Annotated in this window: 26 protein-coding genes, 1 pseudogene and 1 riboswitch; of the genes and pseudogenes, 17 read left to right on the top strand and 10 right to left on the bottom strand. The window is 70.1% G+C overall.

The genetic code is table 11. The features are described from left to right. Positions 1-26: 26 nt before the first annotated feature. The 5 genes from ACX80F_RS13990 to ACX80F_RS13970 form a co-directional block, all read right to left on the bottom strand. Entirely contained in the window at positions 27-341 is a 315-nt protein-coding gene (locus ACX80F_RS13990) for a DMT family transporter (protein WP_459337007.1), read from the bottom strand. A 7-nt stretch (positions 342-348) separates the two neighbouring features. Then, positions 349-416, bottom strand: a riboswitch (guanidine-III (ykkC-III) riboswitch). Positions 417-500: 84 nt separating this feature from the next. After that, a complete protein-coding gene (locus ACX80F_RS13985) occupies positions 501-2,138 on the bottom strand; it encodes an ABC-F family ATP-binding cassette domain-containing protein (protein WP_459337006.1) in 1,638 nt (545 codons plus the stop codon). A 179-nt stretch (positions 2,139-2,317) separates the two neighbouring features. After that, positions 2,318-2,539, bottom strand: a complete 222-nt coding sequence (locus tag ACX80F_RS13980) for a hypothetical protein (protein ID WP_459337005.1) — start codon at positions 2,537-2,539, stop codon at positions 2,318-2,320. A gap of 169 nt (positions 2,540-2,708) precedes the next feature. Continuing rightward, positions 2,709-3,116 carry a DUF302 domain-containing protein gene (locus tag ACX80F_RS13975; RefSeq protein WP_459337004.1) on the bottom strand — a complete coding sequence of 136 codons (408 nt, stop codon included), beginning with the start codon at positions 3,114-3,116 and terminating at the stop codon, positions 2,709-2,711. A gap of 46 nt (positions 3,117-3,162) precedes the next feature. Continuing rightward, positions 3,163-3,420, bottom strand: a complete 258-nt coding sequence (locus ACX80F_RS13970; protein WP_043442018.1) for a metal-sensitive transcriptional regulator — start codon at positions 3,418-3,420, stop codon at positions 3,163-3,165. A 121-nt stretch (positions 3,421-3,541) separates the two neighbouring features. Between ACX80F_RS13970 and ACX80F_RS13965 the strand changes: the two genes are divergently transcribed. From ACX80F_RS13965 to ACX80F_RS13930, 8 genes and pseudogenes are all read left to right on the top strand, one after another. Continuing rightward, the gene (locus tag ACX80F_RS13965; RefSeq protein WP_459337003.1) at positions 3,542-4,213 is read left to right on the top strand and encodes a rhodanese-like domain-containing protein; all 672 of its coding nucleotides are present in this window, start codon (positions 3,542-3,544) and stop codon (positions 4,211-4,213) included. After that, positions 4,210-5,094, top strand: a pseudogene (locus ACX80F_RS13960) (sulfite exporter TauE/SafE family protein); the annotation flags it as partial. The gene ACX80F_RS13965 and the pseudogene ACX80F_RS13960, both read left to right, overlap by 4 nt. A 75-nt stretch (positions 5,095-5,169) precedes the next feature. Next, a complete protein-coding gene (locus ACX80F_RS13955; RefSeq protein WP_459337050.1) occupies positions 5,170-5,520 on the top strand; it encodes a rhodanese-like domain-containing protein in 351 nt (116 codons plus the stop codon). Positions 5,521-5,694: 174 nt separating this feature from the next. Further along, positions 5,695-7,104: an MBL fold metallo-hydrolase gene (locus ACX80F_RS13950; protein WP_459337002.1), complete on the top strand. Its 1,410-nt coding sequence runs from the start codon at positions 5,695-5,697 to the stop codon at positions 7,102-7,104. 88 nt (positions 7,105-7,192) lie between these two features. Next, positions 7,193-8,140 (top strand): ATP-grasp domain-containing protein, encoded by a 948-nt coding sequence (locus ACX80F_RS13945; RefSeq protein ID WP_459337001.1) that lies wholly within the window; start codon positions 7,193-7,195, stop codon positions 8,138-8,140. 173 nt (positions 8,141-8,313) lie between these two features. After that, complete coding sequence (locus ACX80F_RS13940; protein ID WP_459337000.1) at positions 8,314-8,736, top strand: ChaB family protein; 423 nt, start codon at positions 8,314-8,316, stop codon at positions 8,734-8,736. 100 nt (positions 8,737-8,836) lie between these two features. Then, positions 8,837-9,892 (top strand): iron-siderophore ABC transporter substrate-binding protein, encoded by a 1,056-nt coding sequence (locus tag ACX80F_RS13935; protein WP_459336999.1) that lies wholly within the window; start codon positions 8,837-8,839, stop codon positions 9,890-9,892. A 92-nt stretch (positions 9,893-9,984) separates the two neighbouring features. Next, positions 9,985-10,308: a PRC-barrel domain-containing protein gene (locus ACX80F_RS13930; RefSeq protein ID WP_459336998.1), complete on the top strand. Its 324-nt coding sequence runs from the start codon at positions 9,985-9,987 to the stop codon at positions 10,306-10,308. 56 nt (positions 10,309-10,364) lie between these two features. Here the strand turns inward: ACX80F_RS13930 and ACX80F_RS13925 are convergent, their stop codons facing one another. Then, positions 10,365-10,634: a DUF6480 family protein gene (locus ACX80F_RS13925; RefSeq protein WP_459336997.1), complete on the bottom strand. Its 270-nt coding sequence runs from the start codon at positions 10,632-10,634 to the stop codon at positions 10,365-10,367. A 97-nt stretch (positions 10,635-10,731) separates the two neighbouring features. Next, positions 10,732-11,097 (bottom strand): hypothetical protein, encoded by a 366-nt coding sequence (locus tag ACX80F_RS13920; RefSeq protein ID WP_459336996.1) that lies wholly within the window; start codon positions 11,095-11,097, stop codon positions 10,732-10,734. A gap of 162 nt (positions 11,098-11,259) precedes the next feature. On the opposite strand from ACX80F_RS13920, the gene ACX80F_RS13915 reads away from it, so the two are divergent. Next, positions 11,260-11,880 (top strand): GNAT family N-acetyltransferase, encoded by a 621-nt coding sequence (locus tag ACX80F_RS13915; protein ID WP_459336995.1) that lies wholly within the window; start codon positions 11,260-11,262, stop codon positions 11,878-11,880. A 54-nt stretch (positions 11,881-11,934) separates the two neighbouring features. On the opposite strand, the gene ACX80F_RS13910 is transcribed toward ACX80F_RS13915, so the two are convergent. Next, positions 11,935-13,305 (bottom strand): dihydrolipoyl dehydrogenase family protein, encoded by a 1,371-nt coding sequence (locus ACX80F_RS13910; protein ID WP_459336994.1) that lies wholly within the window; start codon positions 13,303-13,305, stop codon positions 11,935-11,937. A 172-nt stretch (positions 13,306-13,477) separates the two neighbouring features. On the opposite strand from ACX80F_RS13910, the gene ACX80F_RS13905 reads away from it, so the two are divergent. After that, positions 13,478-14,521 carry an NAD(P)-dependent alcohol dehydrogenase gene (locus tag ACX80F_RS13905; protein WP_459336993.1) on the top strand — a complete coding sequence of 348 codons (1,044 nt, stop codon included), beginning with the start codon at positions 13,478-13,480 and terminating at the stop codon, positions 14,519-14,521. 260 nt (positions 14,522-14,781) lie between these two features. Continuing rightward, on the top strand, positions 14,782-16,797 hold the full coding sequence (locus ACX80F_RS13900; protein ID WP_459336992.1) for a sensor histidine kinase: 2,016 nt from the start codon (positions 14,782-14,784) through the stop codon (positions 16,795-16,797). Between the two features lie 10 nt (positions 16,798-16,807). Here the strand turns inward: ACX80F_RS13900 and ACX80F_RS13895 are convergent, their stop codons facing one another. Further along, positions 16,808-17,887 carry an NAD-dependent epimerase/dehydratase family protein gene (locus ACX80F_RS13895; protein WP_459336991.1) on the bottom strand — a complete coding sequence of 360 codons (1,080 nt, stop codon included), beginning with the start codon at positions 17,885-17,887 and terminating at the stop codon, positions 16,808-16,810. A gap of 143 nt (positions 17,888-18,030) precedes the next feature. On the opposite strand from ACX80F_RS13895, the gene ACX80F_RS13890 reads away from it, so the two are divergent. The 6 genes from ACX80F_RS13890 (at position 18,031) to ACX80F_RS13865 (ending at position 24,344) form a co-directional block, all read left to right on the top strand. Next, entirely contained in the window at positions 18,031-19,122 is a 1,092-nt protein-coding gene (locus ACX80F_RS13890; RefSeq protein WP_459336990.1) for a YihY/virulence factor BrkB family protein, read from the top strand. An 80-nt stretch (positions 19,123-19,202) separates the two neighbouring features. Then, positions 19,203-20,213: a glutathione S-transferase family protein gene (locus ACX80F_RS13885; RefSeq protein ID WP_459336989.1), complete on the top strand. Its 1,011-nt coding sequence runs from the start codon at positions 19,203-19,205 to the stop codon at positions 20,211-20,213. Positions 20,214-20,321: 108 nt separating this feature from the next. Continuing rightward, entirely contained in the window at positions 20,322-21,371 is a 1,050-nt protein-coding gene (locus ACX80F_RS13880; protein ID WP_459336988.1) for a FecCD family ABC transporter permease, read from the top strand. A gap of 95 nt (positions 21,372-21,466) precedes the next feature. Next, positions 21,467-22,438, top strand: coding sequence for a FecCD family ABC transporter permease (locus tag ACX80F_RS13875; RefSeq protein WP_459337049.1), 972 nt, complete (start codon positions 21,467-21,469; stop codon positions 22,436-22,438). Positions 22,439-22,440: 2 nt separating this feature from the next. Then, positions 22,441-23,295, top strand: a complete 855-nt coding sequence (locus ACX80F_RS13870; RefSeq protein ID WP_459336987.1) for an ABC transporter ATP-binding protein — start codon at positions 22,441-22,443, stop codon at positions 23,293-23,295. Next, positions 23,292-24,344, top strand: coding sequence for a siderophore-interacting protein (locus tag ACX80F_RS13865; RefSeq protein ID WP_459336986.1), 1,053 nt, complete (start codon positions 23,292-23,294; stop codon positions 24,342-24,344). The genes ACX80F_RS13870 and ACX80F_RS13865 overlap by 4 nt, the downstream gene beginning before the upstream one ends. Positions 24,345-24,428: 84 nt before the next feature. Here the strand turns inward: ACX80F_RS13865 and ACX80F_RS13860 are convergent, their stop codons facing one another. Then, positions 24,429-25,427, bottom strand: coding sequence for a diacylglycerol/lipid kinase family protein (locus tag ACX80F_RS13860; RefSeq protein ID WP_459336985.1), 999 nt, complete (start codon positions 25,425-25,427; stop codon positions 24,429-24,431). Positions 25,428-25,471: the final 44 nt, after the last annotated feature.

Raw genomic sequence — 25,471 nt, 5'->3', positions numbered from 1 at the left:
GGCTCAGTTTTCGCGCAAGGGATGATCTAGTGCACGAGTTTCAGTCCGATGACGCCGCCGATGATCATCAGCAGGAACAGGATCTTCAGGAGCGACGCCGGCTCGGTCCCGGTCGCCATCGCATAGACGACGGTGAGCGACGCGCCGATACCCACCCAGACCGCATAGGCGGTCCCGACTGGCAGGGTCCGCATCGCATACGCCAGGCCGGCCATGCTCGCTGCGATGGCCACGCCGAACACCACGGTCGGTGCGAGCCGCGTGAACCCGTCGGACTTGCCGAGGGCCGTCGCCCAGACGGCTTCGAGGACTCCGGAGACTACGAGGACGATCCAGGCCATGACTCTCTCTGGGCCGTCTTGTCGCACACCGGGTACGGCACCCCTCGTCCGGGAAGCGGGAGGATGCGCTTCAGCATCCATGCTGTCACGGATGCCGGGCCGCAGGGGGCACGTCGGGTTCGGTCGACAGGACCCGGGGGCGGCTGGTCTCCCCGGGGATCAGCCCACCGTGACGCGGCCGTCCTCCACCTGCCACCGCTCGTCGAGGCGCACGTTCTCCAGCAGCCGGCGGTCGTGGGTGACCAGCAGGAGCGCGCCGGTATAGGACTCGAGGGCGTCCTCCAGCTGTTCGATCGCCGGCAGGTCGAGGTGGTTCGTCGGTTCGTCCAGGACCAGGAGATTCACGCCGCGGGCCTGCAGCAGGGCGAGCCCGGCGCGGGTCCGCTCGCCGGGGGAGAGGGAGCCGACGGCGGCCCGCACCTGGTCGGCCTTGAGGCCGAACTTCGCCAGCAGGGTGCGGACCTCGCCCTGCGACAGCTCCGGCACGAGGGATTCGAAGGCCGTCCCGAGGGGGAGGGCGTCGTCGAGCTGCCCGCGGGCCTGATCGATCTCGCCGACGGCCACGCTGGAGCCGAGGGCCGCCGCACCGCCGTCGGGCCGCTGGTGGCCGAGCAGGAGGCGCAGGAGCGTGGACTTCCCGGCACCGTTGGGGCCGGTGATCCCGATGCGCTCCCCAGCGTTCACCTGGACCGAGACGGGCCCGAGCGTGAAGGCGCCCTGCGTGACGGTGGCGCTGTTCAGCGTGGCGACGACGGAACTCGAGCGGGGGGCGGCGCCGATGGTGAACTGCAGCTGCCACTCCTTGCGGGGCTCCTCGACCTCGTCGAGCCGGGCGATGCGCGATTCCATCTGGCGGACCTTCTGCGCCTGCTTCTCCGAGGACTCCATGCTCGCCCTGCGGCGGATCTTGTCGTTGTCGGGGCTCTTCTTCATGGCGTTGCGGACACCCTGCGAGCTCCACTCGCGCTGCGTCCGGGCCCGGCCCACAAGGTCCTGCTTCTTGTCCGCGTACTCCTCGTAGGCCTCGCGGGCGTGCCGGCGTGCCACGGCGCGCTCCTCCAGGAAGGCGTCGTATCCGCCGTCGTACACCGCCACCCGGTTCTGGGCGAGGTCCAGTTCGACGACGGTGGTCACGCAGCGCGCCAGGAACTCGCGGTCGTGCGAGACGAGGACCACGCCGCCGCGCAGGTTCTGGATGAAGGACTCCAGCCGGGCCAGACCGGCGAGGTCGAGGTCATTGGTGGGCTCGTCGAGGAGCACGATGTCGAAGCGGCTCAGCAGCAGGGCGGCGAGCGCGACCCGCGCGAGCTGCCCGCCGGACAGGGCCGTCGTCGGGGTGGCCGGGTCCAGGCCTCCGGCGACGTCGGCCAGGACGGCGGGCATGCGGTCCTCGAGATCCACGGCCCCGGAGGCCATCCAGTGGTCGAGCGCCAGGGCGTAGGCGTCGTCGGCGCCCTTCACCTCGCCGCCGAGCGCCGCGGCCGCGTCCTCCATGGCGAGGGTCGCCGCTGTCGTGCCCGTCCGTCGGCCGAGGTAGGCGGCTACCGTCTCGCCCTCGACGCGCTCGTGTTCCTGGGGGAGCCAGCCCACGAAAGCGTCGGCCGGGGTGGTGCGGACGGTTCCGGCGAGGGGCGTGTGCGCTCCGGCGAGGAGGCGCAGGAGCGTGGTCTTCCCGGCGCCGTTGGCCCCGACGACGCCGACGACGTCCCCTGGGGAGACGGTGAGGTCGAGCTTCGAGAAGAGGGTGCGGTGGGCGTGGCCCCCGGACAGGTCCTTCGCCACGAGGGTTGCAGTCATCCCTCCAGTCTAGGAGGGCCGGGATCGCCGTCCCGCGCCGGGCGGCCCCGACGGCTCGCGGCGCCGCCCGCCGACCCGGCCCGGTCGGTGGGCATGAGCACGGATGCCCATCAGGTCGGGTCCATCAGTGGGCAGGGCGGCGCCTCCGAGTCGGTGCCGCGGCGGTGCCGGGGCACCGCTCAGGCCGCGACGCACCAGATGCTGTACTCGTCGAGGTGGAGGATGGCCCGGTGCCCGGCGAGATCGTCGCGCACCCAGACGACGCCGAGGGAGGGCGCCGCGTCCTCGACGCACCCGCGGTAATGCACCTCGTTCCTGCGGCGGGCTTCGACGAGCATGCCAGGGCGCAGGTGCGTGAGGTCGAGGATGCGGGCGGAGGGGCGGGCGGCAATGGCGGTCATGGGTGCTCCTTGGTGAGCCAGGGGTCGCGGCCCGTTGAGACGGCGGGCTACCTCCATGATTCGGGAGGGGTATTGCGGGCGTGTTTCCGGGACGTGTACTTCTCGACGCCGATAGGGGAGCGCGCCGCGCGGTCCGGCGCCCGTGGGGAAGCCGGACCGGGAAGCCCGGTCAGGACGTCAGATCTGCCAGGGCTTTGCCGAGGCGGGCTTCGGCGTCGTCGGCCACGTCCCCGACCGCCGGGCTCGCGCTGAGCCGGACCATGGTCTGCGGGTCGATGGCCTCGATCGTGGTCTGCTGCTCGTCGCGGCCCCGCCGGACGACGACGTTGCAGGGCAGGAGCGCACCCATGGATGGTTCCGCTGCGAGTGCCCGGCTCGCCAAAGCGGGGTTGCAGGCGCCGAGGATGATGTAGTCACCGACCGCGTCGGCGGCTTCCGCCCCGAGTTTGGTCTCGAAGGTGGCCCGTACGTCGATCTCCGTGAGGATCCCGAACCCCTGCTCCTTCAGGGCTTCCCTGGTGCGGCGGACCGCCTCGTCCCAGGGCAGGGGGACGGCGATGGAGTGGGTGTACGTCATGGGTGGTTCCTTCTCAGGGTCGGGTTCGCGGGGCGGGTTCGCTCGATCAGGCCAGGGTGAGGAAGAGCTTCTCGAGCTCCTTCTTGTCGAGGCTGGTGTCCTCGCGGACGATGCACTGCTCGAGGCCGCTGGCGATCACGGCGAATCCGGCCCGGTCGAGGGCCTTGGACACAGCGGCGAGCTGGGTCACGACGTCCTTGCAGTCCCTGCCTTCCTCGAGCATGCGTGTGACCGCAGCGAGCTGCCCCTGGGCACGCTTGAGGCGGTTGATGACGGGAGTCATTTCGGTCGGGTCGAGCTGCATGGTCTTCTCCAGATGTCGGGATTACATGATCAGTGTATACCCCCGTGGGTATTTTGACACCCCGGGGGGTATAGGGAATACTCCGGGGGGTATACCTTTTCGATTCGACCGAAAGGCTCCCATGAGCACCCCCTCCACCCCGAACCCCGCCACCAGCCCGTCGCAGACGACGTCCTCGTCCACTTTGACGGCACTGTCTCCCGAGACGCTGCGGGACTGGGTGGCCGAGCACGAGGATCTCGTGGTGATCGATGTGCGGTCCGCGGCGGAATTCGAGTCCCTGCACATCCGCGGCTCCTACAACGTCCCGCTGCCGCTCCTGTCGGAGCACACCGACGAGCTCGCCGCCCGCCTGGGCAGTCGGGTCGTGCTGGCCTGCCAGTCCGGTGTCCGCGCCGAGCAGGCACGCCAGAAGCTGGCCGCATCGGGTATCGGCGCAGCCAACGTCCTGACGGGCGGGGTGCCCGGGTATGCCGCTGTCGGCGGCAATGTCGTCCGGGGCAGCGGCCGATGGGATCTCGAGCGTCAGGTCCGGATGGCCGCCGGCTCCCTCGTGATCGTCGGCCTCGCCGGCGGACGCTTCGTCTCCCCGAAAATTCGGGGCCTCGCGGGTGTCATCGGCACCGGCCTGACCTTCTCGGCCGCGACGAACACGTGCGCCATGGGCCGCGCCCTGTCGGCGATGCCCTGGAACAGGGCGGCCCAGGAGCCCACCCGCGAATCCGCGATCCTGACCCTGCCCGCCGCCCGTGCGGGTGTCGGGGATGTCGACCAACACTCCGACGCGGCATGAGTGCAGTCCTGATCCTCGTCCTGGCCCTGTCGATCCTCATCGGCCTGTCCCTGGGCGTCCTGGGCGGTGGCGGATCGATCCTGACAGTCCCGATCCTCGTCTACGTGGCCGGCTTCGAGGCGAAGGAGGCGATCGCCGCGTCCCTCTTCGTCGTCGGCGTCACCTCCGCGGTCAGCGTCATCAGCCACGCCCGGCGCGGCCGGGTGATGTGGCGGACAGGGCTGATCTTCGGCGCGGCCGGTATGGTCGGTGCGTTCGTCGGCGGGATCCTCGGCGGGTTCATCCCCGGACAGATCCTGCTCGTCGCCTTCGCCCTCATGATGGTCGCCACCTCGATCGCCATGATCCGTGGCCGCAGGAAGTCCGGCACCACGGCTCACGGCGGCACCGACGGCGTCAGGCGCGAGCTGCCCCTCGGGCGGGTCCTGCTCGACGGCGTGGTGGTCGGTCTGGTCACCGGGCTCGTCGGAGCGGGCGGCGGGTTCCTCGTCGTCCCGGCCCTGGCCCTGCTCGGTGGGTTGCCGATGTCGGTGGCCGTCGGCACGTCACTGGTCGTGATCTCCATGAAGTCCTTCGCCGGCCTCGCCGGGTACCTCACGACGGTGCAGGTCGACTGGCCGCTCACCCTGGCGGTCACGGCCGCCGCAATCGTCGGAACCCTGATCGGCGCGCAGCTCGCAGGCCGCATCCCGGAGGCGGCACTCCGCAAGGCCTTCGGCTGGTTCGTGCTGGCCATGGGCGCCTTCGTCCTCATCCAGCAGGTCCCTGCGGGCTCGCGACTCGTCGTCGCCGCCATCGTCGCCGGGATCGCGCTCGCGGCACTCGTCGCCTGCCGGTTCATCCTCCCGGCCTGTCCCCTCAGCACCCGGCACGGGGAACGGGGCGACGGGGTCGGTGTTGCACCACCCCTGCCCCAGCCCGACCACGCACCTTCTGATCCCAGGAAGGACACCACCATGGCCGAGACCACCATCGCCGCGACCAACCACCGCCGGCACCACGAGCAGGTCCTCGACGTCCGTGAGCACTCCGAGGTCGCGTCAGGGATGATCCCCGGCGCCCTGCACATCCCGATGGGTCAGCTCCAGGGCCGCCTGCGGGAACTCGACCAGGACACCCCGGTGATCGTGGTCTGCCGCAGCGGCAACCGCTCCGCCCACGTGGCGGACGCCCTCAACGCTGCCGGCTTCACCGCCGACACCATGACCGGCGGCATGACCGCGTGGGCCGCCGCGGGCCTCCCCGTCGACCAGGCCGGCCGCGCCCGGACACAGGCGCCCTCCCGGACCCCCCGCGGGACCCCATAGACCGGATGCGTGCCCGGATCCGTCCCGTCCCGGGCCCGGTCACGCATCCTCATCCCAGCGCCTCTTCCATCGGCACCCTCTGCCTTGCGATATACCCCCGGGGGTATTACTCTGGAGGAAGGCGAAATACCCCAGGGGGTATCGACCACGACCCATGAATCGAAGGAGCACCAGATGCTGATCGAACGCATTTACGACGAAGACCTTGCCCAGGCGAGCTACCTGATCGGCTGCCAGGCCAACGGCACGGCGGTCGTCGTCGACGGCCGGCGCGACATCGCCGTCTACCAGGACCTCGCCGCGAAGAACAATATGGAGATCGTGGCCGTCACCGAGACCCACATCCACGCGGACTACCTCTCCGGCACCCGCGAACTCGCCGCGGCGACCGGGGCCGAGATCTACGTCTCCGGGGAAGGCGGACCCGACTGGCAGTACGCCTTCGACGGCACCCGACTGCTCGACGGTGACGCGATCACCGTCGGCAACATCAGCATCCAGGCGGTCCACACGCCCGGGCACACCCCCGAGCACCTGTCCTTCCTCGTCACCGACGGCGCGTTCAGCGACCAGCCCGGCTACCTGCTCTCGGGTGACTTCGTGTTCTCCGGGGACCTCGGCCGCCCTGACCTCCTGGACGAGGCCGCCGGAGGTGTCGATACCCGCTTCGAGGGAGCGAAGCAGCTGTTCCGGAGCCTGCAGGAGAAATTCCTGACCCTGCCCGACCACGTGCAGGTCCACCCCGCCCACGGCGCCGGCAGCGCCTGCGGCAAGGCCTTGGGCGCCATCCCGTCCACCACCGTCGGCTACGAACGGCTCTACTCCTGGTGGGGCCCCTACCTCGCGGCGGACGACGAGCAGGGCTTCATCGACGAACTCCTCGACGGCCAGCCCGACGCCCACGCCTACTTCGGCCGGATGAAGCGCGAGAACCGCGACGGCCCCGCGATCCTGGGCGAACGCGCACCCCTGACCGAACTCGACCGGGACCAGGTCGCCGCCGGCCTCGCCGCGGACAGCCTGACCTTCATTGACACCCGGACCGCGGACCAGGTGCATGCCGGAACCGTCGAGCGGTCCCTCAACATCCCCGCACGCCCCACACCGGCCACACACGGGGCGTGGGTCGTGAACCCCGAGACGGACACGAACCCGCTGGTCCTGCTCGCCACCGGACAGGATCAGGCGCAGGAACTGTGGGACCACCTGGTCCGGGTCGGGATCGACGACGTCGCCGGATACGTCACCAGCCTCGACGGGCTGCCCATGACCACCCCGATGCTGATCCAGCCCGCCGACCTCGAGAGTTTCGACGCAGCGATGATCCTCGACGTCCGCAACCGCACCGAGCACACCGAAGGGCACGTCCCCGGCGCCCACCAGCTCAACGGCGGCCGCCTCATATGGCACCTCGACGAACTCCCCGCCGACGGCACCATCGTCACCTACTGCCAGAGCGGACTCAGGAACTCCGTCGCAGCCAGCGCCCTGCGCCGCGCCGGGTACGACGTCGTCGAACTCGACGGCAGCTACGCCGCCTGGACTGCCTGGCAGCAGTCCCGGGAAAGCACGCCCGTGCGCTGATCGACTCCTGATCGACTCCGTCGGAATAGGTGCCCCTGGCCACCGGTTACCCGGACAGGTCCATCGATTCCTCCAGGAGGTCCCCCACGTGACGACGGTCTACGCCCTGCACGAGAACCCCGAGTGGTTCCCTCCCTTCGCCCGCGCGTTCGAGGCCGAGGGCGTCGAGGTGGTCGAGTGGCTGCTCACGGACGGCGTGCTGGACCTCGATGCCGTGCCGCCCGAGGGCATCTTCTGGTCGCGCATCAGCGCCTCCGCCCACACCCGTGACCACGGCCTGTCGAAGGACTACGCGCGGTCCGTCCTCTCCTGGCTCGAGGCGCACGGGCGCCGCACGGTGAACGGCCGCCGCGTCCTGGAACTCGAGATGAGCAAGGTGGACCAGCTGACCGCACTGAAGGCCGCCGGCATCGACACCCCGCGCACGGTCGCCGCCGTCGGACGTGACCGCATCATCGAGGCGGCGCAGGGGTTCGCGACGCCGTTCATCGTCAAGCACAATCAGGGCGGCAAGGGCCTCGGGGTGCGGAAGTTCGACTCGCATGAGGAGCTCGCCGAGTACGTGGTGTCGAGCGGGTTCGAGGAGCCGCAGGACGGCATCACGCTCGTCCAGGAGTACATCCAGGCCGCCGAGCCCTTCATCACCCGGGCGGAGATCGTGGGTGGGACGTTCGTCTACGCGATCAAGGCCGACACGGCCCGGGGCGGCTTCCAGCTGTGCCCCGCAGATGCCTGCGCGATCGACCCGGTGACCGGCAGGCCGATCATGCCTCCCGGAGCGACGATCGCACCCGAACCCGGCCAGCAGCTCTTCAGCCTCCGTGAGGGGTTCGACCACCCGGTGATCGGCCAGTTCGAGGACTTCGCGCGGCGCAACGCCCTGGAGGTCTGTGGCATCGAGTTCATCGAGACGGCGGACGGGCGCGTCCTCACCTATGACGTCAACACCAACACGAACTACAACGCAGCGGTGGAAGCGGTGGCGCCGAAGTCCGCGCCCCGTGAGCTGGTCCGCTACCTGGCCACGCTCGGCTGACGCCGTCGTTCCCCGCCGGGAAGGCAGGGAAGACCGCCTGCGACGCCGACCGGCGCGTGCGGGATGTCCTCCCACCTCCGGATCGGTCTGCTGGACCTCGCCGTTCGCGAGGCCGGTGCTGCGGTAGCGTGCTCGTACGCGCCGGACGGCGCCCTACCCGGAAGGATGCAGGAATGGCCCGATTCACGAAGGACGGCAAGGTCCGGTCCGAGACGCTCCCGAGCACGCTCCAGCGCTCCGGCGAGAAGGCGCAGGACACGTTCGCCGCGACCCTCGACGCCGCGGAGGAGCAGTACGGGGACGGGGAGCGTGCTCGCCGTACGGCCTTCGCCTCCCTGAAGCACGGCTTCGAGAAGGTGGGCGACCACTGGGAACCCAAGGAGGAGAAGGGCCCCTCGGACGAGCGGGCCGCCGGCGACGGCGCCGATGACGGGCGCGCGGCCGGCGGAGTGGATGCGAACTCGTCGAAGAAGCACCTCTACGATCTGGCCCGGAAGCTCGACGTGCCGGGCCGGTCCACCATGTCGAAGGACGACCTCGTCGACGCGCTCCAGAAGGCGAACGACCGCGCGACGCGCAGGGCGCGCGAGGGCTGAGCATTTCGCAACAGATGCATTTCGTAATTACGCCGAGCTGAGGCTAGCCTTACTTCTGTCCCGTCCCGGCCCCCCAAGGCCACAGAAGTCAAGGAACCTCATGGCCCCCACCCGCCTGCGCGGCCTCGTCGCGGCTGCCGCGATCGCCGTCCTGTCCCTCTCCGCCTGCTCCACCGGTCCAGCCGACAGTGGTTCCGGCACGGACGACGGCGCCCCCGCCTCCGCCGACGCCGGGGCGTTCCCGGTGACGATCGAACACGCCTTCGGAGAGACCACCCTCACCGAGCAGCCCGAACGCGTGGCGACGGTCTCCTGGGTGAACGCGGACGTGTCCCTGGCGCTCGGCGTCGTGCCCGTGGGGATGCCCGCCGACACCTATGGCGGCAACGAGAACCAGTCCACCCCGTGGAAGGACGCCCGGCTCGAGGAGCTCGACGCCGCCATCGGCTCCGAGGGCGCACCCGTCCAGTACTCCGAGACCGACGGCGTCGCCTTCGACGACATCGCGGCCACGAACCCGGACGTCATCCTCGCTGCGTACTCCGGGCTCTCCCAGGAGGATTACGACACCCTGAGCAAGATCGCTCCCGTCGTCGCCTACCCGGAGGTGGCCTACGGCACCGCGTGGCAGGATTCCACGCGCATCATCGGTGAGGCCCTGGGCCTGTCCGACGATGCCGAAGAGCTCGTGACGAAGACGGAACAGGCCATCGCGGACGCCGCCGCCGAGTACCCGCAGCTGGAGGGCAAGACCTTCATCTACGGCAACCTCGAGCCCGCCAGCGCGGACGGCGTCAGCATCTACACCGCCAACGACAACCGCCCGCGCTTCCTGGCCGAGCTCGGCATGGTCCAGGCCGACGTCGTCACCGAGAACACGAAGGATTCCGCGGAATTCTTCATCCCCTGGTCGGCCGAGCGCGCCAACGAGCTCGAATCCGATGTCTTCGTGACGTGGGTCGCGGACGAGGCCACCAAGGAGGCCATCTCCGACGATCCGCTGCTGAAGCAGATCCCCGCGGTCGGGAGCGGAGCGCTGGTGGCGGACAGCGACAACACGCTCACCCTGTCCGTCTCCGCGGCGAACCCGCTGAGCCTGCCCTGGGCCCTCGAGCGCTTCCTGCCCATGCTGGGCGAGGCCGCGGGCCGGGTCTGACCGGATCGCGGTCGGCGAGCCGATTGCCCTCGGGCGGTATCTCGGCTGGAATGGAGCACGAACCGCATCTCGTCCACCGAAGGGAACTCCCCATGGCTCAGGCCGAAATCAACAAACTCCAGGCCGCGACGGCGTGGGACAGCAAGGGCAAGAAGCTCGGCGACGTCAATGACGTGCACCTCGAGAAGGAATCGGGCATCCCCGCCTGGGTCACGGTGTCGCTCGGTCTGCTCAACTCGCGCAAGCACTACGTTCCCCTGGCCAACTCGCGCTTCGAGGGCGACGATCTCCACCTCGCCTGGACGAAGAAGGAGATCTCCGGCGCACCCGGCACCAACAGCCCCATCGAGCTCTCTCCGGAGGAGGAGACGGCCCTGATCGACCACTACGGGCTGCGCGACGGCGCCGAGGCCTGATCCTGCACGACGAAGCCCCCGTCCACCGGACGGGGGCTTCGCTGGTTCGGGGCCGCTCAGGTCAGGTTGAACAGTCCGATGATGTTCCCGACGATGAACAGCAGGACCAGAAGGACGACGACGGCGATGACGCCGATCCAGAGACCGGTGACGGTCTTGGACTGGGTCTTGTTCTCGACGGTCGGCTGCTGCCAGGTCGTGCTGGCTTCGCCGGGAGGGGTCTCGCCCGGTGGGACGCCGCCGCCCGGTTCGAGTCCCGTGATGTTCATTTCGTCCGGATCCGGGTTTCCCGCATTCGACGGGTCCGGGTTCTTTCGTTCGCTCATGTCGTCCTCCGCATGGTTGGCAGGCTGCTTCCGTCCTACCCTACGCACAGGATCATCAGTCTGCTTACCTATCCGGTGCTGACGGTCATCCTTGCTTTCACTGGCCCAGCCCGGCCGTGCTGCCGCCGGTGGGATCGATGTCCTGGCCCGCCGCGCTGTGGGTGGACCCGCCGTTCTCTCCGGTGGTGCCTTCTCCGGGCTGTGGCGAGGTCCTGCGGTGAGCGGCACCCTGTTCACCCGGGGTCCAGGACATGGTGATGTTCACGCCGTCCTCCGTGTCCGCCACGAAGAGATGGAGGTCCTCGCCGATGAGCGCCTCGTCATGCACCGGGTCTCCGGCCTCCCGGGCCAGGTCCGTCAGGCGGCTGATCGCGACCGCCATGGCGCGCCCCCAATCATGCGGATGCTTGCTGGTCGACTCCTCGGTCACGGTGAATTTCTTGTCCGTCATTGTCCTCGTCATCCCTGCCGATCCTGATAAAGCAAGTGCCCTTGCAATGTGGCTGGCTGCAAGAGTAGCAGTGCGTTCCCGGGCCCTGAGGATTTTTGGGGGCGTTATCGGTTACCGTTCGTTGTGCCTCGGTCTAGCAGCAGGCCCCGGCTCCCGACCACCATCGGATGCTCCATGACAGAACCCTCGACCGTTCCCGAGGCCGCTGGTGCGGCCCGTGATCCCGGCCTGCGCGACCTGCCGCCAGGGCAGGCCGGCACCGACGCACCGGGCGTCGACGCCGTCGTGCCTCCCATGCAGCGGGGGCGGGAAGCGCAGTGGCTGGCGGACGCCGAGGCGCTCGACGTCGGCACCGCATCGCTGGCCGACCTCCGCAGCCTCGCGACGCGCATGTTCCGGCTGCTCGACGACGCCTTCCCGCCCGAACAGGCCAGGGAACGGTACGCGGCGGCGGTCGGCGAGATCGAGCGCCGTGCCCGTCGGGCAGCCGCTCGCGCGGACACCCCCGTGTCCCGGGAAGTCTTCAAGGACTCGGCGTTCGCTTCACGATTCGAACTGTTCGTGGACGGCCGCCTCGCCGCCTACCTCGAGTACTCGCTGGTCGACGGCCGGCTGACCCTGCGGGCGGTCGTCGAGGTGCCCGGCTTCGAGCGGCGCGGCCTGGATCAGGCACTGCTGGGACGCGCGGTCCTGAGCGCCCACAAGCGGCGGCTGGACCTCGTCGCCGGGTGTACCGCGGCGCGGCTCTTCCTGCAGCAGAATCCCCGGTACCGCGCGCTGGCCCGCACGCCCTGACGCGACGCTCCCGGCCGGCGCGCGGGGGAGCGGTACCGCCGGGCGTTCCAGCGGTCAGCTGTGGAGACCGGCCCTCGCGGCGTGCCCGATGATCGCGCCGTACGTGGGGTACGCGAACTTCACGCGGGCGAGCGTCGCCAGATCGGTCCCCGCTGCCATGGCGGCCGCCACCGCGGTGATGACCTCGACGGCGTTCTCGCCCACCGCGTGCGCGCCGAGGATCAGCTCCCGGCGGCGGTCGATCACGAGTTTGAGGAAGCCCTCCTCGCGGTCGTCGATGATGGGCCGTTCGACGGCGGAGTAGGGCACGGTGACGGCGTGGCATTCCACGTCGCGGCCCCGCGCCTGGGCCTCCGTCAGTCCGACGCCCGCGTAGTCGGGGTCGGTGAACCCACCCTCCGGCAGGAGGTGGTGCGGCGTCGTCCGCATGGCACCCATCACGGCGTTCTCCGCCGCCGTCTCACCCTCGAATACGGCCGCCTGCACCAGCATGCTGCTGCCGTTCGCGTCACCCGCAACGAAGATGTGGGGCACGTTGGACCGCAGGTAGTCGTCCACCGGGATGAAGGAGCGGGCGGTCCGGACACCGGCGGCGTCGAGGCCCAGGCCGGCGAGGTTGGCGGGCCACCCCGTCGCCATGACGACGGCGTCGACGGTGAGTGACTCCGGCTCGTCATCGCGCTGCCAGGTGAGGTTCAGGCCGTCGTCGTGTCGACGGATGCTGTCGACTCCGCTGATGCCGGTCTCCACCCGGATGCCCCTGGCCCTGAAGCTCGCGGTGACGGCACCCGCCACGTCCTCGTCCTCCGTCATCAGGATGCGCGGAGCGACGTCGAGGAGGAGGACCTCCGACCCCATCGCATCGAAGATCGTGGTCATCTGCGCTCCGGTATGTCCGCCGCCGATGATGGCAACGGTGGCGGGTAGGTCCGGGAGGTCCAGGACCTCGTGCGGCAGGAAGGCATGCTCGGCGCCCTCGATGGGCAGGCGGCGGCCGCTGCCGCCGATGCACAGGATGATCGCCGCGGCCGTGATCTCCCGGCCGTCGACGACGACGCTGTGCTCGCCGGTGAGTTCGGCGTCGCCTTCGATGAGGTCGATGGCGAGGCGGTCCATCGTGGGCCCGTAGCCCTTGGCGTCGAGCACCCGGGCGACGGTGGAGCGCACCCGCTGCACCGTCTGGTCCCAGTCGACGGACGGTTCCGCGACGACGATCCCGTAGTCGTATGCCGTGCGGACCTCGCGGAACAGCCGCGCCGTCTTGGCGAGCACCCGGGTGGGGACGCATCCCGAGTTCACGCACGTCCCGCCGAGGGCGGATCGTTCGACGACGGCGGTGCGCGCCCCGAGTTCGGCCGCGCGCGTGGCGGCCGCCATCCCGGCGGGCCCCCCGCCGATGACGAGGACATCGAACGTGTAGTCCATGGAATGCTCCTTGTGGTCGCCCGGGGTGGTTCGTCCCATCCTCCACCGGATGCCGCCCGGGCGACAATGCACCGCCCGCCGGCGATCCGACGTACCGTTGAAGCAGTGTGCGACCAGCGGCACGTCCACGCACCCTTGCGCCCCGCGTCCCGATTCCCCAGAAGGAACCCTCATGAACACCGTCAAGGCCTATGCAGCACCGTCCGCCACGGACCCGCTCGTCCCCACGACCATCGAGCGCCGCGACGTCGGAGCGACGGACGTCCTGATCAGGATCGCCTACGCCGGGATCTGCCACTCCGACATCCACACCGTGCGCGGCGAGTGGGGCCCCCAGCAGTACCCGCTGACGGTCGGCCACGAGATCGTCGGCGTCGTCGAGGAAACCGGCGAAGGGGCGACCCGCCACAAGGTCGGCGACCGCGTGGGCGTCGGCTGCATGGTGAACTCCTGCCGTAAGTGCGCGAACTGCCTCCAGGGTGAGGAGCAGTACTGCCTCGACGGCAACGTCGGGACCTATGGGGCTGTCGACCGTGACGGTTCGATCACGCAGGGCGGCTACTCGACGCACATCGTGGTCGACGAGGACTTCGTCCTCACCGTGCCCGAGACCATCCCGTACGAAGCCGCCGCACCCCTGCTCTGCGCGGGCATCACGACGTACTCACCGCTGTCCCACTGGAACGCGGGCCCGGGCAAGAAGGTCGCGGTCGTCGGGATGGGCGGACTCGGGCACATGGCCGTGAAGATCGCCTCCGCGATGGGCGCCGAGGTCACCGTGCTCTCGCAGAGCCTCAGCAAGCAGGACGACGGCAAGAGGTTCGGTGCCGAGCACTACTACGCCACGAGCGACCCCGACACGTTCAAGCATCTCGCGAGCACCTTCGACCTCATCATCAACACGGTGAGCGCCAAGATCGACCTGGACGCCCACCTCGGGTTGCTCCGTCTCAACGGAACCATGGTCAACGTGGGGGCTCCCGCCGACGCCCTTCCCTTGCACGTGTTCACGCTCTTCAACCAGCGGCGTTCCTTCGCGGGGTCGGGCATCGGCGGCATCCGGGAGACGCAGGAGATGCTCGATTTCTGCGCCGAGCACGGCATTGCTCCGGAGATCGAGCTGATCTCCGCCGACGCCATCAACGAGGCCTATGAGCGCGTCCTGTCCTCGGACGTCCGCTACCGCTTCGTCATCGACACGGCCACCCTGGGATAGGTCGCACCCCGCAGCGGTCGGTCCTGCCCTCGACCCCGGCTTGCCCCCGATGCACCCCCATGCACCCCCGCGGACTCGTCAGAGGTTGCGCGGGCGCGCATGATGGATGAAGAAGCAAGTAAACTGTGCGTCGGCGGCTTCTTTCCGGGCCGCCTCCACAGGATCCGGTCCCGACCACGGGATGCAGGGTTCTGGCACGAGACGGGATGGACGAGGGGCGGATGCGGACGGTCGCTGGGGGGCTGACACGGATGTCTCCGGTGAGCGTGCATGCGGCGTTCGCCGCGATCCTCGTCCTGGCCGCCCTCGTCGGACGGGCCACGACCTTCGAATCCTCCAGCCTCGCGTTGGTCTGGCCCGCTGCTGGGATCACCTTCCTCTGGGCGTTGTGGGCATCCCGCACCCGGCGCGATCTCGCCGTCGCCCTCCTCGCGACCGTCCCCCTCCTGTCCGCCGTGAACCTCGCCACCGGTCTCGGCCCGCACCTGGCCTTCGGGGTCGCGCTCGGGAGCGCGGCCCAGACCGCCGTGGCCGTCTATTTCTTCCGTCGCCTGGTGCCGTCCGTGGCCGTGCGGACGGTAGGGGACTACCTCCGTCTCGGTCTGGTGGCGCTCGGGGCGTGTTCCGTCGGCGCCCTCGCCATCGTCCTCAGCGTCGCGCTCGAGGGGGGCTCCGATCCGTTCGCGTCCTTCATTCCGTGGCTGGTCCGCCATGCGGTGTCGCTCACCGCGATCGGGGCCCTCGGGATCGTCGCTGCGGCGGGTCTCGCGGCCCGCGCCCGCGGCGACCACCCCCCACCGGTCGCCAGTGCCCGGCGCGCCGAATACGCGCTGCTCGTCGTGCTGTCCGTGCTGCTCTACGTGGTCACCTTCGGCTCGGATTCCGCCCTGCCCATCGCCTACACCACCATCCCGGCGCACATGTGGGCCGGGCTCAGGCTGCGCGCCGGGTGGGCCATGCTGCACGCCCTGGTGAGCGGCGGAGTCCTCGTCCTCTTCACCCTGGCCGGCCTCGGCCCCTTCCAGGACCTGGCGCCGGGTTCCGGCGCCTACGTGGCGCAGTCCTTCATGTTCATCACCTTCTCGCTCTCGGCCGTCCTGGCGCTCAGCATGGACGAGCGGCGCCGCCTGATCGACCGCCTGTACCGCGCGAACGACGAGGCGAAGGCGGCAGCGGACCTGCGCGACCTCGTGATCGGCCGCATGAACGACGGCGTGCTCGTCGCGGGCCCGGACCATCGCCTGATCTTCCAGAACGCCGCGAGCGAGCGGTGGCTCGGTCCGGGCACGGCACGCCCCGGTGAGGTGTGGCGGCGTGACTACGAGGTCACCCACCCCGACGGGCAGCCGCTCGAGGAGGCCGACAACCCGCTGACCCTGGCCCTCGAGGGCCAGGCGACGGAGCGGATGGACCTCGCCCTCACCCACCGGTCCGGTGAGCTCGTCCATCTCTCCGTCGACGCGATGCCACTGCCCGGCGGACGTGGGGCGCTCGTCGTGATGCGGAACGTCACCGACGAGCGGGCACACCAACGGGACCTCGGCCGCTTCGCGTCCGTCGTCGCCCACGACCTCCTGACACCCCTGACGGTCTTCGACGGCTGGCTGGAAATGCTCGAGGACCCCGACCTGCCGGCCTCCGAACGGCGGGCGAGCATCGGACGCCTGCAGCAGGCGAGCCTGCGCATGCGGAACCTCATCCGCAACCTGCTCGCCTACAGCCTGGCGAAGGAGGAGCGGCTCACCGCGTCCCGGATCGACGTCCGTCGCGTGGTCGAGGGGATCATCGACCTGCGGACCGCGCTGCCCGGCGCGCAACTGCCCGAGATGCGCTTCGATGTCCGGGCGCCGCACCCGGTGTATGCCGACGAGCGGCTCTTCCTGCAGCTCATGGAGAACCTCGTGGGTAATGCCATGAAGTACGGGCGGACCGACGGCTCGGGCGAGGTGGCGGTCTACACCTCGATCGACGCCGAGAGCGGCAGGACGGCGGTCCACGTCCGCGACAACGGCATCGGCATTCCGGGGGCGGACCTCGAGCGTGTGTTCGAGGAATTCCACCGCTCCGAGAACGGGCTGGGCCAGGCGACAGGCACGGGCCTGGGACTGGCCATCTGCCGGCGGATCGCCGAGAGCCACGGCGGGTGGATCAGGGTGCGCAACGTCGAGGGGGGTGGCGCCGAATTCACGGTCAGCCTTCCCGGAGCGCCCGAGCAGCTGCCGGAAGGCGTGCCACTGATCGCCGCCGCGGAGGCCGCGCGGGTCGCCACCCCCTGAGGGCTTCCGCTCAGGATTTCGAGCGGGAGTACAACTTCGGGGAGCCGTCGTGGCCGGCGCCGCGGCGAAGGCCGGTCAGGACCTCGACGAGGGCGTCCCTCGAGGAGTGGCGTGGTTCCCAGCCCAGCTCGGTGCGTGCCCGCGTCGTATCCATGACGGGGCATCCCGCGGCCATGTCGATCCAGCCCGGATCGGTCCGCTGGACGCCGAGGGCCCAGCTCGCGCCGACCAGCGCGCGGAGCACACGGACGGGCAGGCCGATGACGCGCCGGGCGCCCAGCAGGTCGGCGACGCGCTCGGGGGTGATCTCCGGCTCGGCGGCGATATTGAAGGAACCGGAGGCGCGCCGTGCCACCACACGCCAGTAGGCATCGGCGACGTCCTCCGCGTGGACGGCCTGGAAGATGAGGGAGCCGGGGACGGTCAGCAGGGGGAGCGGCAGGCCGAGCAGGAATTTCGGCACGAGCGGGCCCAGGAAGTACCGGCCGATCTCGCTCCCGGCCCGGCTCTGGAAGATCAGCCCGGGCCGGAGGCGAGCCACCGTGATCTCCGGGTGGTCCCGCTCGAACGCGTCCAGCAGCCGTTCCTGCTCGGCCTTGTGCCGGCTGTAGTGGGAGGACGGGATGCCGCCGGTCGGCCACGACTCGTCCCTGCGCGGGGACTTGTCCGAGGGGGAGTAGGCGCCGACGGAGGACGCGCAGACGACGTGCCGCACGCCCGCCGCGGCGGCGGCCCCCAGCACGTTCGCGGTGCCGGTCACATTGGTCCGGTGCATGGCGTCCTCGTCCCGGTTGGGCTGGATGGCCCAGGCGAGGTGCACGACGGCGTCGACGCCGGCGAGTGCCGCCGTCAGGGCGTCCCGACCCTCGTCGGTACCGATGTCGAGGGCGTGCCAGTCGACGCCCGTATAGGGGAACCGGCTCGTGTCCGGGACGGTGCGGGCCACGGCGGCGATCGAGACGCGCGACGGACCGTCGACCGTGTCGACGCCCGGCCGTCGGGCCGGCTCCTGATCATCGATGGCACGGTGGAGCCGGGAAAGGACCGCGGTGCCGACGTTTCCCGTGGCACCGATGACTGCAATACGCATTGTTGCTCCTGGCCTGATGGTTGCGCGGCACCGGCAGGTACCGGCTCGGACTGGACTACTAAGTAAGCTTATGGTGCAGTTGAAGCAGACGATAGCCGAAAAAGTGCCCCAGACCGTCTACGGGGCCAGACCGGGAGGTATCCGTGAGTAGCAACAGCAGGGTGGGGGCGGAGCCCCGGAGTGCAGCGGGGCAGAAGGCCCAGAACGCGCCCGACCCGAACGATCCGCGCAAGCCGGACGATCCGAAGGACGTCAAGAAGCCGGCCTGGAAGTACGTGTTCAAGCGATCCATCAACGAGTTCGGCAAGGACCAGTGCACCGACCTCGCCGCCGCGCTCACCTACTTCGCCGTCCTCGCGATCTTCCCGGGAATCCTCGCCCTGATGTCCCTCCTCGGACTCTTCGGGCAGGCACAGGCCACCACCGATCAGGTCATGGGAATCATCGAGCAGTTCGCGCCCCAGCAAGCACTTGACACGATCGAACCCATCATCACGAACCTGGCCTCGAGCCAGGCCGCGGGCCTGACGTTCGTCATCGGTCTGCTCGGCGCCATCTGGTCGGCCTCGGGCTATGTCAACGCGTTCTCCCGCGCCATGAACCGCGTCTACGAGGTCGAGGAAGGCCGGAGCTTCTTCAAGCTCCGCCCCCAGATGCTGCTCATCACCATCATCGTCCTCCTCCTGATCGTCGCCATGGGCCTGATGCTCGTGCTCTCCGGCCCCGTGGCCGAGGCCGTCGGCAACACGATCGGGCTGGGCAGCACCGCGGTGACCATCTGGAACATCGCCAAGTGGCCCGTCATGGTCCTCTTCGCCGTCCTGATGATCGCCGTCCTCTACTACGGCGCCCCGAACATCAAGCAGCCCAAGTTCCGCTGGATGAGCCTCGGCGGCTTCATCGCCCTGCTCGTCCTCGCCATCACGACGGCCGCGTTCTCCCTCTATGTCGCCAACTTCGGCAACTACAACGCGACCTACGGCGCCATCGCCGGAGTCATCGTGCTCCTGCTGTGGCTCTGGCTGGCCAACATCTCCCTCCTGTTCGGCGTAGAGTTCGACGCCGAGATGGAGCGTGGCCGCCAGCTGCAGGGCGGGATCGAGGCGGAGGAGACCATCCAGCTGCCCCCGCGCGACACCAAGGCTGCCGAGAAGAAGCACGAGAAGCACCTCAAGCTCGTCAACCGGGGCCGCGAGCTCCGTGAGAAGTACGGGCGGGAGTCCGCGCAGCGGTAGTCCTGCTGCTGCACCCGCCAGAAGGCCCGGCCGTGGTGACGGCCGGGCCTTCCGTCTGTCCGCGGTCCTAGACTGGCAGCATGACCGACACCCAGCAGTCCGAGCAGTCCGAGCACAGCACGAAGGGGGCGTACGTGACCTCCGGCGTCGAATTCACGCGCGACACTCAGTACATCGAGACACGGATCACGCGCGACGGCGCCGACGGTTACCCCGTCGAGGCCGGCCGGTACCGCCTGGTCGCCGCCCGGGCCTGCCCCTGGGCGAACCGCGCGATCATCGTCCGGAGGCTCCTCGGTCTGGAGGAGGCCATCTCGCTGGGCACCCCCGGACCCACGCACGACAGCCGGTCCTGGACCTTCGACCTGGATCCCGACGGACGGGACCCGGTGCTCGGCATCGAGCGCCTCCAGGAGGCCTTCTTCAAGCGGGACCCGAACTACTCCCGCGGCATCACCGTGCCCGCCGTCGTGGACACCACCACCGGCGCGGTGGTGACGAACAACTTCCCGCAGATCACCCTCGACTTCTCCGGCGAGTGGAAGGAATTCCACCGCGACGGTGCTCCGGACCTCTACCCGGAGCACCTCCGCGAGGAGATCGACACGGTGAACCGACGGGTCTTCACCGAGGTCAACAACGGGGTCTACCGCTGCGGGTTCGCGGGGTCACAGGACGCCTACGACGCCGCCTACGACCGCCTCTTCACCGCCCTGGACTGGCTCGAGGAGCGACTGACAGGCCAGCGCTTCCTCGTGGGAGACACGATCACCGAGGCGGATGTCCGCCTGTTCACCACGCTGGTCCGCTTCGACCCGGTGTACCACGGACACTTCAAGTGCAACCGGAACAAGCTGACCGAGATGCCCGCGCTCTGGGCGTACGCACGCGACCTCTTCCAGACGCCGGGCTTCGGGGACACCATCGACTTCGAGCAGATCAAGCAGCACTACTACATCGTCCACGAAGACATCAATCCCACCGGCATCGTGCCCAAGGGACCCGACCTGGCCGGCTGGACCACCGCCCACGGCCGTGAGGCACTCGGCGGGCGACCCTTCGGCGACGGGACGCCGCCGGCCGCCGTGTGAGCGTCTCCGCGGTCCCGCTCCGACCTATTAGGGAACAAACCCGTTTCCTAATAGGTCGGAGCGTAGGCTAGCCTTACTTCCGACCGATCATCCGGCTGAGGGAGGCACATGGCAGTCCAGGCCTCCCCCAGCCGCCCGGCGGCTGCCCCGCTCCGACGCCCCGCCCGCAGGCACGGAGTCGCCAAGCTGCTGCTCGCGGCCCTGATCCTCGGAGCAGCGTGCCTTGCCTCGCTGACCATCGGTGCCCGCTCCGTCAGCGTCCCCACCATGCTCGACGCCGTGACGTCCTTCGACCCGTCGAACGGCGATCACGCCGTCGTCCTCTCCCGCGTCCCGCGCACCGTCGTCGGCCTGCTCGTGGGGGCGGCGCTTGCCACCGCGGGTGCCGCACTGCAGGGGATCGCCCGCAACCCGCTGGCCGACCCCGGAATTCTCGGCATCAACGCGGGTGCGTCCCTCGCCGTGGTCGTCGGGATCTACCTCTTCGGCCTCAGCAGCGCCTCCAGCTACCTCTGGTTCGCCTTCGCGGGCGCCGGCGGTGCGGCCGTCGCCGTCTATGCCGTGGCGAGCCTCGGACGGGACGGTGCGACGCCGGTCAAGCTGGCCCTGGCCGGCGCGGCCCTGGCGGCCGGACTCGCGAGCCTCACCAACGCCGTCCTCGTCGCCAGCCAGGAGACCCTCGACGCCTTCCGGTTCTGGCAGGTCGGCACGCTCGCAAGCCGTGGCTGGGAGGTCATCGGTGCGGTGGCGCCCTTTCTCGCGGCAGGCCTCGTGCTGACCCTGGCCACGGGCAGGGTCCTCAACTCGCTGGCGCTGGGCGACGACGTGGCGCGCGGTCTCGGCCAGAACGTCCCCCTCGCCCGCGCCGCCACCGCCGTCGGCGTCGTACTGCTGTGCGGTGCGGCCGTGGCCGCCGCGGGGCCGATCGCCTTCGTGGGGCTCGTCATCCCGCACCTGGTGCGGCTCGTCGTCGGCTCCGACTACCGCTGGATCCTTCCCTTCTCCGCGCTGCTGGGACCCGTCCTGCTCCTCGGCGCGGATATCGTCGGCCGCGTCATCCTCCCGCCCGGCGAAGTGCAGGTGGGGATCATGACCGCCGTCCTCGGCGCCCCCGTCTTCATCTGGCTCGTCCGCCGCCGCAGGATGGCGCAGTTGTGAACGCGCCAGTGGACCACGCACCGGCCCGGCCGCCCGCAGACCACCCCGTCGGGGGTCTCGCCGCCGTGCGGGCCCGCCGCCGCCGGAGCACCAGCATGCGACTGGCCGCGGTGACCGGCGTCGTCGGAGTACTGTTCGCCGTGAACGTCCTCCTCGGCTCGTACACCGTCACCATCCCGGACTTCCTCCGCATCCTGGGGGGCGCGGACATCCCCGGCGCCGGCTTCATCGTGCTCGAGAACAAACTGCCCCGCGCGGTGATCGGTCTCCTCATCGGGATCGCCTTCGGCATCGCGGGCGCCGTGTTCCAAACCATGCTGCGGAACCCCCTCGCGAGTCCCGACATCATCGGCATCAGCTACGGCGCCAGCGCGGCGGCCGTCACGGCGATCGTCCTCTTCGGGGCGGCCGGTGCCGCGGTGTCCCTCTCCGCCCTCGTGGGCGCGATGGCGGTCGCGGCGGCCATCTACCTGATCTCGCGCCGCGGGAGCGTGGCGGGCTATCGCCTGATCCTCGTGGGCATCGGCTTCGCGGCGGTCATGCACGCGCTCGTGAGCTTCCTGATCACCCGCACCGACCTCCGTACGGCGTCGGCCGCGGTGCTCTGGCTCAACGGCTCCCTGAACTCGAGCACCTGGGACCGCGCGACGGTCCTCGCTGCATCCCTCATGGTCCTGCTGCCGGCCGCCGCGGTCCTCGCGCGCAGCCTGCAGGGCCTCGAACTGGGCGACGACGCCGCCGCGGGCCTCGGCCTCCGCGTCGAGGCCTCACGCCTCGGTCTTCTGGCCACCGGCGTGGCCCTCGCCGCCGTCGCCACCGCCGCGGCCGGACCCGTCGCCGCCGTCGCCTTCCTGGCAGGACCGATCGCCCGCCGCCTGCTCGGCAACCGGCCATCGCTGGCCATGGCGGCCCTCGTCGGCGCCGTGATCGTGCTCGGCGCCGACTTCGTGGCCGCCAACCTCGTCCCGGGCACGTCCCTGCCCGTCGGCGTCGTCACCGGAGCGCTCGGCGCGCCGTTCCTGCTGTGGCTGCTCGCCACGGCGAACCGATCAGGCCAGGGAGGCTGACGATGCCCCAGTCCAGGAATCCGAGGACGGCGGCCACGCTGTCCGCCGAGGCCCTTACGCTCGCCTACGACGACCGCACCGTCGTCGAGGGCCTCGGTGTCTCACTGCCTGCCGGGAAGGTGACGGTGATCGTCGGCGCCAACGCCTGCGGCAAGTCGACGCTGCTGCGGGGGCTGGCGCGCCTCCTCAAGCCGGCCGCGGGCACCGTGCTGCTCAACGGATCGGACATCTCCACGCAGTCCACCAAGGCCGTCGCCCGCGTCCTCGGCCTTCTCCCGCAGACCCCGGTCGCACCGGACGGCATCAGGGTCGCCGACCTCGTCGGGCGCGGCAGGTACCCGCACCAGGGCTGGTTCCGCCAGTGGACGCCGGACGACGACGACGCCGTCGCGGAGGCGCTCGCCGCCACCGACACCTTGGCGCTCGCCGACCGGTCCGTGGACGAGCTCAGCGGCGGGCAGCGCCAGCGTGTCTGGATCGCGATGGCCCTCGCCCAGCGGACCGGCATCCTGCTGCTCGACGAGCCGACCACCTTCCTCGACATCGCCCACCAGATCGAGGTCCTCGACCTCATCACGGACCTCAACCGGCGGTCCGGGACCACGGTGGTCATGGTGCTGCACGACCTCAACCTCGCCGCACGGTATGCCGACCATCTGATCGCGATGCGGGACGGCAGGATCGCAGCCGAAGGCGCGCCGTCGGACGTCGTCACCGAGGAGACCGTCTCCGGCGTGTTCAACCTCGACTGCCGGGTCGTCACCGACCCGGTCTCGCAGACCCCGATGGTGGTCCCGATCGGCCGGCACCACGGCCGGCAAGAACCCCTCACCGCACCCCTGGAGGCAGCATCATGACCGACGTGACCCAGCGCAGCGTGCGACGGACGGCCGCGGACACCGAGCCGATGGTGCTGGCGTTCGACGTCGTCGTCGCGGCCGTCGAGGACCTCACCCCGACCTTCCGCCGCATCACCTTCGGCGGTGCATGCCTGGCGCGGTTCGGCGTGGCCGGGGACACCCTGGACCTGCGGATCAAGATCGTTCTCCCGCCCGAAGGCCGCGCATGCCCGGACATCGCCGCGATGATGAGCAGCGGCGACGCCCCGGGCTGGTACCAGCGGTGGCTCGGCCTGGACGCCGCGGAGCGCGGATCCATGCGTACCTACACCGTCCGGGAGTCTCGTTGCGGCGGTCCCCGGCCGGAGATCGATGTCGACTTCGTGCTGCACCTGGACGCGGAGGGCCGGGGCGGTCCTGCCGCGGAATGGGCTGCGGCGGCGCAGCCGGGGGACAGGGTCTGCATCATCGGCCCGAACGCCTCCGCCGCCCAGTGCCGGACGGCGGGTGCCTACGGCGGGATCGAATGGAGCCCCGGTCTCGCGCAGCACGTGCTCCTCGCCGGGGACGAGACCGCCGTGCCGGCCATCAGTGCCATCCTCGAGGCGCTCCCCGCGGACATCGGCGGACACGCGTTCCTCGAGGTGCCGGACCAGCAGGACATCCGGCCCCTCCGCTCGCGGTCCTCGGTGCAGGTCACCTGGCTGGCCCGCGACGGTCAGGCGCACGGTGAGCGACTGGAGGCGGCGGTCCGGGACGCGGTACGTGTGCCCGGCTGGGTCTCCCTGTCCGGACGGACCGCGGCGAGCGGGGGGAGCGAACCGGAGGACGTCGACATCGACAGGACCATCCTCTGGGAGACACCGCACCTGCTGGAGGGGGCCATCGTGCAGTCCTCGGTCAACCCGGAGCGGCCTCCCGGCACCCAGCCCTTCTACGCCTGGATCGCCGGCGAGGCGGCAGTGGTGCGCAGTCTGCGCCGCTACCTCGTGCGCGACGTCGGCGTGGACCGGAAGCAGGTGGCGTTCATGGGCTACTGGCGCAAGGGGCGCGCGGAGCTGGCCTGAGAGGGTCTCCGGAGGCTCCGTGACGCCCGACCGGGGGATCCACACGCCGCATCACGACCGTGTCCCTCCGTGGGCGCTGACCCGTCAGGGCAGGGGCTCGCTCACCACGGCGGGGTCCTTGTACCCCAGAGGCATCCGGAGTCGCAGGGAATCGGGCTTGACCTCGAACGCCATGTGGGTCGCGGTGCCGAGAGGATCGCCGTCGAGCTGTACCTCCAGCGGCTCGCGCAGGGTGACCTCCGCGGTGCTGCACTGGAAGTATTCGAGCGAGGAATCCTTGCCCTTGCCGCGGGCGAAGAGCTTGCCGACGACGGCGAGCCACCCGAACTTCCCCCTCGGGGCGACCGTCATGAGGTCCATCAGGCCGTCATCGATCTTCGCGCCCGGGAAGATCTCCAGCCCGCCCATGATCTTGCCGCAGTTGCCGCCCATGACGCTGCGCAGCCGGCGCTCGAAGGGCTTGCCGCCGTCCACCGAGATGGTGGTCCGGGTCGGCTTGCCGGGGAGGTTCCTGATCCCGGCGTCCACGTAGGCGAGCCAGCCCACCTTGTCCTTCAGGTCGTCGCGCGTGTCGGACATGATGGCGGCGTCGTAGCCGATACCGGCCATGACGAGGAAGACATGGGCGTCCTGCGCGCGGTCCACAGTGACGTGCACGACGTCGATGGTGCGTTCGGTCCCGCGGAACGCGGCCTCGACGGCGGCGTCCGGATCGTCGACCGCGATGTCGAGGTTGCGGGCGAGGAGATTGCCGGTGCCCAGCGGCACGAGGGCCATCATGGTGCCGGTACCTGCGAGTTCCTCGGCGACGCACCGCACGGTGCCGTCGCCTCCCGCCGCGATGACCAGGTCGACGCCGGCTTCGAGCGCCTGCTGTGCCTGGCCGTGCCCCGGATCATCCGCCGTCGTCTCGATGACCAGCGGGTCGTCCCAGCCGTCCTCGACCGAGACGCGCTTCACCGCCGCCTCGACGTCCACCGTGGTGATCTTGATCGGGTTGACGATGAGCGCGGCGCGACGGCGTCCCGATCCGGTGTCCGCGGGCGTGTCGCTGCTCGCTTCGGGAGTTGCTTGGGTGGGCATGGTGTCCTTCGGGCAGGGTCGAGGGCTGGCTCCGTCGAGCTTAT

Source organism: Arthrobacter sp. TMS2-4, assembly GCF_054511075.1.
The sequence above is the reverse complement of the archived record's forward strand: the minus strand, read 5'-3'. Positions and strand labels throughout refer to the sequence as shown.

Coding starts and splice junctions, on each gene's coding strand:
- ACX80F_RS13915 (WP_459336995.1), top strand. CDS start 11,260: ATGACAGAACCCTCGACCGTTCCCGAGGCCGCTGGTGCGGCCCGTGAT.
- ACX80F_RS13940 (WP_459337000.1), top strand. CDS start 8,314: ATGGCCCGATTCACGAAGGACGGCAAGGTCCGGTCCGAGACGCTCCCG.
- ACX80F_RS13975 (WP_459337004.1), bottom strand. CDS start 3,116: ATGACGTACACCCACTCCATCGCCGTCCCCCTGCCCTGGGACGAGGCG.
- ACX80F_RS13955 (WP_459337050.1), top strand. CDS start 5,170: ATGGCCGAGACCACCATCGCCGCGACCAACCACCGCCGGCACCACGAG.
- ACX80F_RS13965 (WP_459337003.1), top strand. CDS start 3,542: ATGAGCACCCCCTCCACCCCGAACCCCGCCACCAGCCCGTCGCAGACG.
- ACX80F_RS13860 (WP_459336985.1), bottom strand. CDS start 25,427: ATGCCCACCCAAGCAACTCCCGAAGCGAGCAGCGACACGCCCGCGGAC.
- ACX80F_RS13935 (WP_459336999.1), top strand. CDS start 8,837: ATGGCCCCCACCCGCCTGCGCGGCCTCGTCGCGGCTGCCGCGATCGCC.
- ACX80F_RS13950 (WP_459337002.1), top strand. CDS start 5,695: ATGCTGATCGAACGCATTTACGACGAAGACCTTGCCCAGGCGAGCTAC.
- ACX80F_RS13990 (WP_459337007.1), bottom strand. CDS start 341: ATGGCCTGGATCGTCCTCGTAGTCTCCGGAGTCCTCGAAGCCGTCTGG.
- ACX80F_RS13880 (WP_459336988.1), top strand. CDS start 20,322: ATGGCAGTCCAGGCCTCCCCCAGCCGCCCGGCGGCTGCCCCGCTCCGA.
- ACX80F_RS13970 (WP_043442018.1), bottom strand. CDS start 3,420: ATGCAGCTCGACCCGACCGAAATGACTCCCGTCATCAACCGCCTCAAG.
- ACX80F_RS13985 (WP_459337006.1), bottom strand. CDS start 2,138: ATGACTGCAACCCTCGTGGCGAAGGACCTGTCCGGGGGCCACGCCCAC.
- ACX80F_RS13870 (WP_459336987.1), top strand. CDS start 22,441: ATGCCCCAGTCCAGGAATCCGAGGACGGCGGCCACGCTGTCCGCCGAG.
- ACX80F_RS13930 (WP_459336998.1), top strand. CDS start 9,985: ATGGCTCAGGCCGAAATCAACAAACTCCAGGCCGCGACGGCGTGGGAC.
- ACX80F_RS13895 (WP_459336991.1), bottom strand. CDS start 17,887: ATGCGTATTGCAGTCATCGGTGCCACGGGAAACGTCGGCACCGCGGTC.
- ACX80F_RS13885 (WP_459336989.1), top strand. CDS start 19,203: ATGACCGACACCCAGCAGTCCGAGCAGTCCGAGCACAGCACGAAGGGG.
- ACX80F_RS13925 (WP_459336997.1), bottom strand. CDS start 10,634: ATGAGCGAACGAAAGAACCCGGACCCGTCGAATGCGGGAAACCCGGAT.
- ACX80F_RS13905 (WP_459336993.1), top strand. CDS start 13,478: ATGAACACCGTCAAGGCCTATGCAGCACCGTCCGCCACGGACCCGCTC.
- ACX80F_RS13920 (WP_459336996.1), bottom strand. CDS start 11,097: ATGACGAGGACAATGACGGACAAGAAATTCACCGTGACCGAGGAGTCG.
- ACX80F_RS13910 (WP_459336994.1), bottom strand. CDS start 13,305: ATGGACTACACGTTCGATGTCCTCGTCATCGGCGGGGGGCCCGCCGGG.
- ACX80F_RS13865 (WP_459336986.1), top strand. CDS start 23,292: ATGACCGACGTGACCCAGCGCAGCGTGCGACGGACGGCCGCGGACACC.
- ACX80F_RS13980 (WP_459337005.1), bottom strand. CDS start 2,539: ATGACCGCCATTGCCGCCCGCCCCTCCGCCCGCATCCTCGACCTCACG.
- ACX80F_RS13875 (WP_459337049.1), top strand. CDS start 21,467: ATGCGACTGGCCGCGGTGACCGGCGTCGTCGGAGTACTGTTCGCCGTG.